At 66.6% G+C, this 12,123-nt stretch carries 11 protein-coding genes; 8 read left to right on the forward strand and 3 right to left on the reverse strand.

All coding sequences use genetic code 11. From position 1 onward, the window contains the following. Nucleotide 1 precedes the first annotated feature (1 nt). Complete coding sequence (locus QNJ30_04475; GenBank protein MDJ0942691.1) at nt 2-2,929, forward strand: M28 family peptidase; 2,928 nt, start codon at nt 2-4, stop codon at nt 2,927-2,929. A gap of 35 nt (nt 2,930-2,964) precedes the next feature. Here QNJ30_04475 and QNJ30_04480 read toward each other — a convergent pair whose 3' ends face one another. Next, nucleotides 2,965-3,750, reverse strand: a complete 786-nt coding sequence (locus tag QNJ30_04480) for a hypothetical protein (protein MDJ0942692.1) — start codon at nt 3,748-3,750, stop codon at nt 2,965-2,967. Between the two features lie 338 nt (nt 3,751-4,088). Here QNJ30_04480 and QNJ30_04485 point away from each other — a divergent pair, with 338 nt between their 5' ends. The 7 genes from QNJ30_04485 to QNJ30_04515 all read left to right on the forward strand — a co-directional run bounded on the left by QNJ30_04485 (nt 4,089) and on the right by QNJ30_04515 (nt 10,248). Beyond that, nucleotides 4,089-4,643 carry a hypothetical protein gene (locus QNJ30_04485; GenBank protein ID MDJ0942693.1) on the forward strand — a complete coding sequence of 185 codons (555 nt, stop codon included), beginning with the start codon at nt 4,089-4,091 and terminating at the stop codon, nt 4,641-4,643. 44 nt (nt 4,644-4,687) lie between these two features. After that, nucleotides 4,688-5,425 carry an SDR family oxidoreductase gene (locus tag QNJ30_04490; GenBank protein ID MDJ0942694.1) on the forward strand — a complete coding sequence of 246 codons (738 nt, stop codon included), beginning with the start codon at nt 4,688-4,690 and terminating at the stop codon, nt 5,423-5,425. A gap of 97 nt (nt 5,426-5,522) precedes the next feature. Beyond that, complete coding sequence (locus QNJ30_04495) at nt 5,523-5,924, forward strand: DUF2177 family protein (GenBank protein ID MDJ0942695.1); 402 nt, start codon at nt 5,523-5,525, stop codon at nt 5,922-5,924. Nucleotides 5,925-5,975: 51 nt separating this feature from the next. Next, on the forward strand, nt 5,976-6,611 hold the full coding sequence (locus tag QNJ30_04500; protein ID MDJ0942696.1) for a TetR/AcrR family transcriptional regulator: 636 nt from the start codon (nt 5,976-5,978) through the stop codon (nt 6,609-6,611). Between the two features lie 99 nt (nt 6,612-6,710). Then, a complete protein-coding gene (locus QNJ30_04505) occupies nt 6,711-7,136 on the forward strand; it encodes a DUF2852 domain-containing protein (GenBank protein MDJ0942697.1) in 426 nt (141 codons plus the stop codon). Nucleotides 7,137-7,324: 188 nt separating this feature from the next. Then, nucleotides 7,325-8,767: a hypothetical protein gene (locus QNJ30_04510; protein ID MDJ0942698.1), complete on the forward strand. Its 1,443-nt coding sequence runs from the start codon at nt 7,325-7,327 to the stop codon at nt 8,765-8,767. 128 nt (nt 8,768-8,895) lie between these two features. Beyond that, nucleotides 8,896-10,248, forward strand: a complete 1,353-nt coding sequence (locus QNJ30_04515; protein MDJ0942699.1) for a hypothetical protein — start codon at nt 8,896-8,898, stop codon at nt 10,246-10,248. A 130-nt stretch (nt 10,249-10,378) separates the two neighbouring features. On the opposite strand, the gene ychF is transcribed toward QNJ30_04515, so the two are convergent. Both ychF and pth read right to left on the reverse strand, forming a co-directional pair. Then, the gene (gene ychF, locus QNJ30_04520; GenBank protein ID MDJ0942700.1) at nt 10,379-11,473 is read right to left on the reverse strand and encodes a redox-regulated ATPase YchF; all 1,095 of its coding nucleotides are present in this window, start codon (nt 11,471-11,473) and stop codon (nt 10,379-10,381) included. Further along, nucleotides 11,463-12,122 (reverse strand): aminoacyl-tRNA hydrolase, encoded by a 660-nt coding sequence (gene pth, locus QNJ30_04525; GenBank protein ID MDJ0942701.1) that lies wholly within the window; start codon nt 12,120-12,122, stop codon nt 11,463-11,465. Before pth ends, ychF begins: the two co-directional genes overlap by 11 nt. Nucleotide 12,123 lies beyond the last annotated feature (1 nt).

Raw genomic sequence — 12,123 nt, forward strand, 5'->3', positions numbered from 1 at the left:
GATGGGTTCGGATCTAAGACACAGTATTCTCGCCGCGGCTGTGCTGGCCGTGCTGCCCCACACCTCCGGCCCCAGCTTGGCCGCCGATCCCGAAGAGGCACGCTTGCTGAGCGACGTCCGGCAGCTGACTTTCGAGGGCCGCCGGGCCGGCGAGGGCTACTTCAGCAGCGACGGCACCCAGCTGATCTTCCAGAGCGAGCGCGAGCCGGAGAACCCCTTCTACCAGATCTACCTGATGGACCTGGAGACCGGCGACACCCGGCGGGTGTCGCCGGGGGTGGGCAAGACCACCTGCGCCTGGATTCATCCTTCGGGAGAGAAGCTGCTCTTCGCCTCCAGCCACCTCGACCCGGCGGCGCGCGAAAAGCAAAAGGCGGAGCTGGAGAAGCGCGCGGCCGGCAAGACCCGCAGCTACTCCTGGAGCTTCGACGAGTACTACGACATCTTCGAGGTGTCGACCGAGGGCGGCGAAGCGGTCAATCTGACCGAGGCCCTGGGCTATGACGCCGAAGGCTCCTGGTCGCCCGACGGCGAGCACATCCTCTTCGCCTCAAACCGCCACGCCTACGAGACCGAGCTGAGCGCCGAGGAGCAGGAGATCCTGAAAAAGGACGCCTCCTACTTCATGGAGCTCTACATCATGAAGGCCGACGGCTCGGAGTTGCGGCGGCTGACCGACCAGCCGGGCTACGACGGCGGGCCCTTCTTCAGCCAGGACGGCAAGAAGATCGTCTGGCGCCGCTTCACCAAGGACGGCGGCAGCGCCGAGGTCCACGTCATGAACGTCGACGGCACGGGCGAAAAGGCCATCACCCGGCTGGGCGCCATGTCCTGGGCGCCCTATTTCCATCCCTCCGGCGACTACGTGATCTTCGCGACCAGCGTCCAGGGCTTCCGCAACTTCGAGCTCTACCTGGTCGACGCCGAGGGCAGGGGCGAGCCGGTCCGGGTCACCCACAGCGAGGGCTTCGACGGCCTGCCGGTCTTCTCGCCGGACGGCACCCGGCTGTCCTGGTCGAGCAGCCGAACCGGCGACAAGAAGCCGCAGATCTTCATGGCCTCCTGGAACGACGCCGAGGCGCGCAAGCTGCTCGGCCTGGACGCCGCCGGCCAGCGAAGCGAGGCGCCGGTGGAGGTGCCTTCGGTCCCGGCGACCAAAGCGGCGGTCGATGCCGAAGACCTGCGCGGCCACGTCGGGATCCTGGCCTCCGAGGATTTCGAGGGCCGTCTGACCGGCACCGCCGGGGAGCGCAAGGCCACCGCCTACGTCGCCGCGGCCTTCGAGACCCTGGGCCTGGCGCCGGCCGGCGACGGCGGCGGCTACTTCCAGGCCTTCGACTTCACGGCCGCGGTCAAGCTCGGCGCCGGGAACCGACTGACGCTCGAGGGCGTCGAGAGTGCCGCCGTGCTGGACGAGGACTGGCGCCCGCTGGGCCTCTCGGCGAGCGGCAAGGCGGCGGCGGCGGCGGAGGTGGTCTTTGCCGGCTACGGCATCGTCGCCCCGGCGGAGGCCGGGCGGAAGGCCTACGATTCCTACGGGGAGCTGGAGGTGAAGGACAAGTGGGTCCTGGTCCTGCGCTATATGCCGGAGGACATCGACCAGGACCGGCGCCAGCAGCTCTACCGCTACGCCGAGCTGAGCTACAAGGCCGCGGTCGCGCGGCGCAAGGGCGCGCGCGGCATCATCGTGGCCAGCGGGCCGCGGGCCAAGGTCAAGGCGCAACTGGTGCCGTTGTCCTTCGAGGCGGCGGCGGCGGGGGCAACTTTGGCAGCGGTTTCCGTCACCGACGATCTGGCCGCGGCGCTGCTCGCTTCCGCCGACAAGACGCTGGGTCAGGTCCAGAAGACACTGGACGCAGGCGAGGCCGTCGAGGGCTTTGCCCTGCCCGGCGTCCGGATCGCCGCCGAGATCGACCTGGTGCCGGAGACCCGGCAGGGCCGCAACGTGCTGGCCCGGCTGGCTGCCGGGGGCGAAGCCTCGAGAGAGTCGGCCGTCGTGATCGGCGCCCACGTCGACCACCTGGGCCGGGGCGTCGAGGGCAAGTCCCTGGCGCGGCCGGAGGAGGCCGGGCAGGTCCACTACGGTGCCGACGACAACGCCTCGGGCGTGGCCGCCCTACTGGAGATCGCCGAGTACCTGAGCGACCTCAAGGCCCGCGGCAAGCTGGCCCTGACCCGCGACGTCGTCTTCGCCGCCTGGTCGGGCGAGGAGCTCGGTCTGCTCGGCTCCAGCCACTACGTTCGCAGCCTGAAGGGAAAGGACAAGGAGGTCAGCGGCAAGGTCGCCGCCTATCTCAACATGGACATGATCGGCCGCCTGGACGGCCCGCTGATCCTGCAGGGCGTCGGCTCCAGCTCAGTCTGGCCGCGCGAGATCGAGCGCCGCAACGCGCCGGTCGGGCTCAGCATCTCGACCAGCGACAGCGCCTTCCTGGCCACCGACGCCACCGCCTTCTACCTGGCCGGGGTGCCGGTGCTGAACGCCTTCACCGGGCCGCACGGCGAATACAGCACGCCGCGCGACACCGCGGATACGCTCAACTACGAGGGCCTTCAGAAGGTCGCGCGCTTCATGGCCCTAGTCGCGCGCGGCCTCGCCGCCGCCGAGGCGGCACCGGACTACGTCCGCCAGGAGGGCGGCTCGCCGCGCCGCCGGACCTCGCGGGTCTACCTGGGCACGATCCCCGACTATACCGAGGGCGACGGCAAGGGCACGCGGATCTCCGGGGTCGCGAAGGGCGGCCCGGCGGAGGCCGGCGGGTTGGAGGACGGCGACATCGTGGTCGAGATGGCCGGCCAGGCCATCGCCAACATCTACGACTACGCCTCCGCCCTCGACGCGCTCAAGGTCGGCGAGCCGGCCGCCTTCGTGGTGCTCCGCGACGGCAAGCGGGTCGAGCTCAGCATCACGCCGGGCGCGCGGGAGTAGGCCGCGACCGAGGGATCCGACGTTTCCCTCTGAGTTCAGTCATCATCGTCGTCGTCGTGATCGCTGTCCGATGCTGCGACGGTCAGGTGATAGGTGATGTCCTGCAGACGACCCGGCCTGCAGCCTTTGACAAACCAACGGATCCTGTGTTCGCCCGGCGAGAGCGGTTCGATGTAAAGGTAGAAGCCGTCTTCCGCCGAAGGGCTCAACACCAACTCGGGTATATCGTCTTCGCCTGCGCCGGCGACGTTTCCTGGGGGCAACTGAACGTTAAACAGGGGCGATTGACTGCCGGACGGGCCGGTCGTGAACCGGCGGAGCTGGCGCGCAGTCAGTTTCACATTGTCGATCTCTGCAAAGCCTACGAGTGGCTCCGTGCATTTCGCTTGCGCCCTTAGGAACTCTTCAGTGCGTTCTTCCGGCGGGTCGTTCAAGAAGGCAAAGAGGGCGTTGTTTATGAGGGGGAAGAAAAGCGCCTTTCCTTTGGGTACGGTGCACTCTCGAACGATTGGGTCGGTTCCGAAGGATCCGGCGAGGAACCAGGTGTCGTCCACCTGGCGCTGGGCACAGTTCGCCCCTGTCTCGTCCGCGATTGGATTGGCTGCTGCCGGTACGCCCAGCCCCCATTGCCACCACTCGACGGCCCAACGGCCATAGGTCTGACCGCCGGGTTTGCTGAGGATCGAGGCAATTCTTATGCCGAAGTCGTCGTCATCTTCGTCATCGTCTGCCGCGGCAGGGCCAGCAGCAGCGAGCAGAATTGCCAGAAAACCATATGTAAAGACGCGCGGTCCGCACGCCTTTGCCTGTCGCGCACACATAGACCTTCTCCTAGTTAAGTACGCCAGGCGATATAAGCTTATTCCTTGCGAGTTACTGGGTCAAATGGCCAGACCACGAGACTTATTGCGACCAGAGAAACTGCCTTAGCATCGGGCAGGCGGCGGAGTCTTGATCTGAAAGCCGCGCACTCAATTGCAGTTCTGCGCGCCAGGAGCCTTGTTGGGCAAAGCCTCGTGGTACCGCTCCAGATGTCGGAGACCAGCCACCTGGTGGAAATCCGCGTATCCCGGTTCAAGGCGCTGCCGGGTTCCTCTAGACTGCGATCGTTGCGCGACCCGTCAGCGGTCCCGTCGGGGCCGATTTGTTGAGGTTCGTCATGACCGAACATCTCACGCGTGCCGAGCTGCAGGCCGGGCTCCCCCGGATCCTCGAGTCGCCAAAGGACGACGGCGTGCTGGAGGCCATCGTGGTCCGCCCGGCGTCGGGCGAGCGCCTGGACCTGGAAAGCTGCGAGATCAGTCTGGAGGGCGGCGTCCACGGCGATCACTGGGCCGCGGGCTGCTGGATGTCGACCGAGGCGGGCCGGCCCCATCCCGACGTCCAGGTCTGTATCATGAACGCCCGCTGCATCGCCCTGGTCGCGGGGGAGCGCGCGCGCTGGCCCTTGGCCGGCGACAACCTCTTCATCGACCTGGATCTGAGCCCCGAGAACCTGCCGCCGGGCCAGCGCCTGCAGATCGGCAGCGCGACCATCGAGATCACCGAGGTCCACCACGGCGGCTGCAAGAAGTTCGCCGAGCGCTTCGGCCAGTCCGCCGTGGTCTTCGTCAACGGGCCGAAGGGACGTGCGCTGCGCCTGCGCGGGGTCTACGCCCGGGTCGTGGAGGACGGCCGGGTGGCGGTCGGGGACCGCGTGGTTAAGGTGGATTGAAGTCGGCCCGACTGGACCCGACCTCTTGGGGGAGGAGGCTCTACGTGGGAATTCTCGAGAACAAGGTTGTGCTGGTCACCAAGGCCACCGAGTTCGTCGGGGCCGCGGTCTGCGACAGCTGCCGCGCGGAGGGCGCGATCGTGATCGCCCAGGATCCGGGCTTCGCCGATCCGGCGCGGCAGGCAGACTTCGCGGCGGCTCATCCCGGGGTCGCCACCTTGGCTGAGAACGACGCGAAGGCCTTGGTCGAAGAGGTCGTCGCCGAACGGGGGCGCCTCGACGGGCTGGTCCCGAACGACGGCTTTCCGGCGATCCGGGCCAAGGTCGAGGAGGCCGATCCGGCGGACATGCGCGCCGGGCTGGAGGCCATGGTGGTCGAGCCCTTCCGCCTGATCGGCGCGGCGGTGCCGCAGATGAAGCGCCAGGGCGGGGGGCGGATCGTGGTTGCGACCTCTGCCGCGCCCTACCGGGGCCTGCCGAACTACGGGATGTACGTCACCGCCCGAGGCGCGCAGAACGCCATGGTCCTGACCCTGTCTCGCGAGCTGGCGCGCTGCGGCGTCGCGATCAACGCCGTGGCGCCGAACTTCGTCAAGAGCCCCTCCTACTTCTCGGAAGCGCTGCTGAGCGACGAGGCGGCGATGGCGAAGATCGTCGCGCAGATCCCCTTGGGCCGGATCGGCAAGCCGGAGGAGGTTTCCGACGTCGTCGCCTTCCTGCTCTCCGAAAAAGCCGGCTTCATGACCGGGCACGTTGCGCCGGTAGCCGGCGGCTGGGCATGAGGGGCGCCGTCCGATGCGGCCCTTCGAACGCCTGGCCGCACGCCGGCATCCGGCGTCGGGCCGCGATCCCGGCCCGCGTGAACCCGGAGGCGCCACCTTGCGTCGCAACCTGATCGCCTATGCTGCGGCCCTGGTCGTGTTCCTGGTGATCGATTTGCCCTGGTTCGGGTGGATCGCCGCGGACTTCTACGCCGAGCGCCTCGCGCCCTTCATGACCGGGCCGGTCAGGGTCGAGGCCGCGGTCGCCTTCTACCTGCTCTACGTGGTCGGCATCGTGGTCTTCGCGATCGCGCCGGCCCTCGAGACCGGCGCCTGGACGACGGCGGCCTTCCGAGGCGCGCTCTTCGGCCTGATCGCCTATGCGACCTTCGAGCTGACCAACCTGGCGATCCTGCCCGGCTGGCCGCTTTCGGTCGTCCTGGTCGACATGGTCTGGGGCGCCGTCCTGACCGGCTCGACCGCGACGCTCGGCTTCCTGATCACCCGGCGCTTCTCCTGACCGGCGTTTCCGCGCTGGCTTTGCCGGGGCAATGATGTAAAAGCTCTTCACATGGCTTGGTCGAAACGGGGCCGGGAGCGGCGCGGCTATCACCACGGCAACCTGCGCGAGGCGCTGGTCGCGGCGGCGCTGGAGCTGATCGCCGAGAAGGGGCCCGCCGGCTTCACCTTCGCCGAGGCGGCGCGGGCGGCCGGGGTCAGCCCGGCGGCGCCCTACCGCCACTTCCGCGATCGCGAGGCCCTGCTCGCCGAGGTCGCGCGGCGCGGCTTCGAGGCCTTCACCGTCGCGCTGGTCCGGGCCTGGGACAACGGCAAGCCCGAACCGCGCAAGGCCTTCGAGAACCTCGGCCGGGCCTACCTGGACTTCGCCCGGTCCGAGCCGGCCTCCTTCGTGGCCATGTTCGAATCCCAGCTGCCGCCAGACCTGGATCCGGAGCTGGCCCGGGCCGCCGAGCAGGCCCAGGCGATCCTGCGCCAGGCCGCCGAGGCGCTCTGCGGGACCCTGCCCGAGGCGGGCCGCCCGCCGGCCGCCATGGTCAGCCTGCACCTCTGGTCCCTGGCCCACGGCATCGCCGCGCTTTTCGCCCGCGGCGACGCCGGCCGGCGCAAGCTGCCCATGGCGCCGGAGGACCTGCTGGAGGCCGGCCTCCTGATCTACCTGGAGGGGCTCGGCCTCGGCCGGGATTAGGTCAGTCGACTTATCCCCAAAAATCCGTCAGCGGTCCTTGACATCCTGCGAGTCCGGGCCCAATTATGTGAATGTAAAAAACATTTACATGAGGGTCCGATGGAACTTGCAGCGAAATTGGACGACTACGGAAAGCCCGCCTGGATCGCTGTGACGGTCCTGGCCTTCATCATCTTTTGGCCCCTGGGCCTGGCGTTGCTGATCTATCTGTTCTGGAGTGGACGCATGGCATGTTGGACGAACCGCGGCCCGGGCCGCTGGCACAATCGTAACGGGCGCAGGCCGAACCAGGACTGGTTCGCCGGCCGTCAGGCCGAATCCAGCGGCAACAGCGCCTTCGACGAGTACCGCGAGGAGACGCTCCGCCGACTCGAGGAGGAGCAGAAGGAGTTCTTCGAGTTCCTCGAGCGTCTGCGCCACGCCAAGGACAAGGCCGAGTTCGACCAGTTCATGGCCGAACGCAAGCGCCGCCCCGACACCCCACCCGAGGCCCCTGAAGGCCCGGCCCCCCAGCCTCAGGGCTGAGTTCTGCCAAGACCGAAAGACTTGCCGGCGCCGGGCGGCTATGCCCGGCGCTGGTCGTTTCTGGAGCTGTTCCGAAACTCAGGAAGCCTGCATCGGCCTTGACGCGGCGCCACAAGCAATAGAGCCCGGCCGCGCGGCTAAGGAAATCCTCACCAATCCGGCACAACCTGCGGGTGAGGAGGCGCTACATGGACAGCGAAGCCATCGGCTGTTGGGACTACGACGCCGGCGGCCGTCCGACGATGATCAACCGTTACAGCGGCGAGCGGGTGCGCCTGGGAAGAAGGGTCCTGTTCAGCGGCAAGCGGCTCGGTCAACGTTGGGCCCGGCTCGACTACCTGCACGACGACCTGGAATTCCCAGTGCTGGTCTGTTGGATGCCGGAGCGGGGCTACATCGTGGTGGACTACCTGGCCTCTGCCGCGCTCTGGCGGAAAGCGCGCAACAGCAAGCTCCGCCATCCACCCTATGGGACCTGGGTCCGGGTCGACGACTGCCTCCTGGACGCAATCTGGTGCTGGCCGGGCGTTCTTGCCCAACTTTGTCCAGATACCCGACGCTATCCCGGTCGCCGCCCGGGGGTCGTGGCCTTGATCGGTGGGTGGTGCAACGGTTCATGGCACCGAGGGCTCCGGCGCGTGTCGCTCGGAAGCAACTCAAATCTCCGCGACACTGTCAGTGAGTACGGACTCGACCGCAAACATGGCACTTTGGATCCGAAGATAAGGATTCCCCTGACCCGTCTCACAGGCCTGGAGGAACCTGCGCCTTCGCCCTGGGTCTACGTCGATGCGGCCGACCCCCGCGAACATGAGAGACTCGGGTACACGCACTTCGAGGGCGAGCCGCTGCTGCGCGAAGATGGACCCCTTCTGCTCCACGGCAGGGAAGGCTATCAGCTTCCGACGGGTGCAAGGAGTGTGGCGATCAAGGGTGTGGTTCCTCAGATGCGGTCGGCGGACGGAACCCGGGTGCTGTTTCCGGTGGCTGCGCGCATCTCCTTCGGACGGGAAGCCCTGGAACCTACGTGGGGCGGGATAAGCTTCCTACTTTTGGAGCCTGGGCTCACCGGCGTGTTCTGCGGCTGGGGCCTGTCGCGATCAGATCCGGACGCGTTCGACAGCAAGCGAAGGGAAGCCAGTATAGAATACAGAAACCTCGACGGCCGGATTCCTTCCGACGAGAAGGAAAGAGCAGTCCACGCTGAAGAGATCAGGGCCCTTGGGCGGATCGCCTCACCCATGCGCCTCAACGCGGAGGCGCATGAGTTTCGATTCCTCGATCATGTCGAAGTCGCTTGGAGCGACCGGGAACAGCGCTTTACCTATCAAACGCCTGGCCCGTGGAGCCTCTCTGCCTACGCGCGGCGACGGGTCGCGCGGTTGTTGCAGGACGCCTATTTGTTTTGGCAGGGAACCGAGGAGCGTCCGGCGTATTGGGGATCCATCAACCCGGAAATCCTGTCCTATCGACCGCCGGCGGCGGTGAGGATCAGGCCGGACCTCCTCGGCGGCATGAGGCTGGGCTACGAGATCCTGGCGCGGCTCGAGGAACCGCGGCCCTGGTACGCCCAATTCCGGAGCGAGCGGCCATGGACACGGGAAGGTTTCAAGTTCGCCCGCTTCCTGTAGCCAGCGCTGCGAGCCGGAAACGTCAGGCCTGAAACGGACGGCGTCACTGTCTTGGGCGAGCCATACGTAGCCTTCAGGCAACGGAATCCTTACCGATCCGATGGACTTTGTCGGGAGAAGAGGCCCCGATGTACGGCACAGCCATCGGCTGGTGGGACTACGACGCCAGCGACCGTCCGACGCTGATCAACCGAGAAAGCGCCGAGCGGGTGCGCATGGGCGAGGAGGTCTGCGTTCGCGGCAAGCGGCCCGGTCAGCGCTGGATCAGGCTCGACTACTTGCACGATGACCTGGAGTTTCCAGTTCTGGCCTGCTGGATGCCGGAGCAGGGGTATATCGTGGTGGACTACCTGGCTTCGGCCGCGCTTTGGCGGAAGGAAAGCAACAGCAACAAACTCCACCCGCCCTACGGCACCTGGGTTCGGGTCGATGACTGCATCCTGGACGCAATCTGGTGCTGGCCGGGGATCCTCGAAGAATTCTCAGAGGACTCGTCGGGTAGCCCGCGCCGGCGAAGGCCGCAAAAGAAGGGCGTGGTCGGACTTCTTGGTGGCTGGTGCAATGGCACTTGGCGGCCAGAGTTTCTGCGCGTATGTACGGCTGGCCTCGGATTGCCCCATTGGCTGAGGAAGCTTGAGGCCACAGGTAGGAAGTCGATTTTGCCGCTTTCCAATCTGATGCCTACGGATGCGGCTCCTCCATCTCCTTGGGTCTTTTTGGATCCAGTCAGCATCAGAAAATCAAAGGATCTGGACCTCTCTCGCTGGAGGGATATGAGAATCCTGTCGGAGGCGGAAGAACTGCTCCTCAAACGTAAGTGGTCTGCTCCGAATCCCGACGATCTCGCTGATGAGTACTTTGATCCCGTAGTACGGGATATGCAGCGCTTTCGACTGCCTTTAGATTCCAGGTGCATAGCGATCGATGGCGCTATCCCGCAACTGCGGAGCCTCGATGACTCCCGAATTCTCTTTCCGTTCCGTGCGGAGTTTAGCTTCGCCAGAGAGCCCTGGGTGGGGGATCTACCGATTGGCGCCCGCGTCCGATTTGTGCTGCTCGAATCGAACATGACTGGACTGTGTGGAGTGTGGTTCATGGAGGCCGCCAAGAGCTTTCCAGAAGCTGCTACCAGTGACCGTAGAGTTCTCTATCAATGCAAAGGTGGCTCGACGGATCGAGAGAAGATCCTCGTCGAGGAGGTGTCGATCGCGCGGCAGTATCCGAGCATTTTGTTCGACTACCAAGCCTCTGCTCCCTGGGAGTTTTCGGTGCATGCCCGTCGCAAGTGGAACCGAATTCTTCAAGACGCCTTCTTGTTCTGGGAAGGAACCGAAATGCGTCCCGATTGTTGGGAAATAGTACCGCCTGAAGTGTTATCCTATCGGTCTCTAGACACTCTGGTGACAGAAGCCGAACTTCTCGGTGGCATGAGAGTGGTGGGTTACAAGATCTTGGCGCGGCTCGAGGAACCACGGCCCTAGTACGCGCCATTCCGGAGCGAGCGGCCATGGACGCCTGACGGATTTACGCTGGCGCCCTTCATGTAGTGGTGAGTCGTTCTTTACAGGGCGTTGCCGCGCCAACTGATCCGGCCCGCTTGGCTTGTCGTGTTCACACGTTGAACCGGAAGTGGAAGACGTCGCCGTCCTGGACGACGTAGTCGCGGCCTTCCAGGCGCAGCTTGCCGGCTTCCTTGGCGCCCTGCTCGCCGTTGCAGGCGAGAAAATCGTCGTAGGCGATGGTCTCGGCGCGGATGAAGCCCTTCTCGAAGTCGCTGTGGATCACCCCGGCGGCCTCCGGCGCTTTGGCGCCGCGGCGCACAGTCCAGGCTCGGGCCTCCTTGGGCCCGGCGGTGAAGAAGGTGATCAGATCGAGCAGGGCGTAGCCGGCGCGGGTGACCCGGGCCAGGCCGGTCTCCGCCAAGCCGAGGGACTCGAGAAAATCCTGACGCTCGGCCTTGTCCAGCGCCGCGACCTCGGCCTCGATGGCGGCCGAGATGACGACGCAGCCCGCACCTTCCTTCGCGGCGTAGTCGGCGACCCGGGCCGAGAGATCGTTGCCCTCGGCGGCCGAGCCCTCGTCGACGTTGGCGACGTAGAGCAGCGGCTTGGCGGTCAGCAGCTGGAGCTGGCGGAAGACCGGCCGTTGCTCTGCCGTCATCGCGATCTTGCGCGCGGGCTTGCCGTCGCGCAGGGCGGCGGCGGCCAGCTCCAGGACCTCGAGGCGCCGCTTGGCCTCCTTGTCGCCGCCGCGGGCCTTCTTGGTCGCCGCCTCGGTCTGGCGCTCGACGCTCTCCAGGTCGGCCAGCATTAGCTCGGTCTCGACGGTCTCGGCGTCGCGGATCGGATCGACCGAGCCGTCGACGTGGGTGACATCGCCCTCGAAGCAGCGCAGCACCTGGACGATGGCGTCCACCTCGCGGATCTTGCCCAGGAACTGGTTGCCCAGGCCCTCGCCCTTCGACGCGCCCTTGACCAGCCCGGCGATGTCAACGAACTCCAGAAAGGTCGGGATGACCTCGGCCGGCTTGGCGATGGCGGCGATCTTGTCGAGCCGCGGGTCGGGCAGGGGGACCCGGCCGACGTTGGGCTCGATGGTGCAGAAGGGATAGTTCGCCGCCTCGGCCGCGGTGGTCTCGGTCAGGGCGTTGAACAGGGTCGACTTGCCGACGTTGGGCAGGCCGACGATGCCGCAGTTAAAGCCCATCGGCCGCCTCCGATTCCTCGGAGCGCGGCTTGCCCTCCTCGGCCTTGCCCTCCGTCTTTTCGGGCTTGGGCTTCGGCTTGGGCGGCGCGGTGAGGTGGGCGACGCGGGACATGAAGCTGCCCTCGTCGCCGCCCAGCAGCTTGGGCAGCTCCGCCGCGACCGCGTCGATCAGCTTCTCCATGGCCGGCCATTCCGCCTTGGCGAAGTCCGAGAGCACGTGGCGGTGGACCAGCTCCTTGCGGCCGGGATGGCCGACGCCCAGGCGGATCCGCCAGAAGTCGGGGCCGATGTGGGCGTTGAGGCTGCGCAGGCCGTTGTGGCCCGCGGTGCCGCCGCCCAGCTTGACCCGCAGCTTGGCGGGCGCCAGGTCGATCTCGTCGTAGAAGACGAAGATCTCGTCCGGCTCCAGCTTGTAGAAGCGCAGCGCCTCGCCGACCGCGCGGCCGGACTCGTTCATGTAGGTCTCGGGCTTGAGGACCAGGATCTTCTCGGTGCCCATGCGGCCCTCGGAGACCCGGCCCTGGAAGCGCGCGCGCCAGGGACCGAATCCGTGGCGGCGGACGATCTCGTCCACCGCCAGGAATCCGATGTTGTGGCGGTTCCAGGCGTGCTTCGGGCCCGGATTGCCGAGACCGACCAGGAGCAGCATG

This window comes from Kiloniellales bacterium (assembly GCA_030066685.1).
GTDB lineage: Bacteria > Pseudomonadota > Alphaproteobacteria > Kiloniellales > JAKSBE01 > JAKSBE01.

Bases quoted from the DNA above. Each gene is read 5' to 3' on its own strand.
- QNJ30_04475 (MDJ0942691.1), top strand. From the start codon at position 2: ATGGGTTCGGATCTAAGACACAGTATTCTCGCCGCGGCTGTGCTGGCC.
- QNJ30_04480 (MDJ0942692.1), bottom strand. From the start codon at position 3,750: ATGTGTGCGCGACAGGCAAAGGCGTGCGGACCGCGCGTCTTTACATAT.
- QNJ30_04485 (MDJ0942693.1), top strand. From the start codon at position 4,089: ATGACCGAACATCTCACGCGTGCCGAGCTGCAGGCCGGGCTCCCCCGG.
- QNJ30_04500 (MDJ0942696.1), top strand. From the start codon at position 5,976: ATGGCTTGGTCGAAACGGGGCCGGGAGCGGCGCGGCTATCACCACGGC.
- QNJ30_04505 (MDJ0942697.1), top strand. From the start codon at position 6,711: ATGGAACTTGCAGCGAAATTGGACGACTACGGAAAGCCCGCCTGGATC.
- QNJ30_04510 (MDJ0942698.1), top strand. From the start codon at position 7,325: ATGGACAGCGAAGCCATCGGCTGTTGGGACTACGACGCCGGCGGCCGT.
- QNJ30_04515 (MDJ0942699.1), top strand. From the start codon at position 8,896: ATGTACGGCACAGCCATCGGCTGGTGGGACTACGACGCCAGCGACCGT.
- ychF (MDJ0942700.1), bottom strand. From the start codon at position 11,473: ATGGGCTTTAACTGCGGCATCGTCGGCCTGCCCAACGTCGGCAAGTCG.
- pth (MDJ0942701.1), bottom strand. From the start codon at position 12,122: ATGCTGCTCCTGGTCGGTCTCGGCAATCCGGGCCCGAAGCACGCCTGG.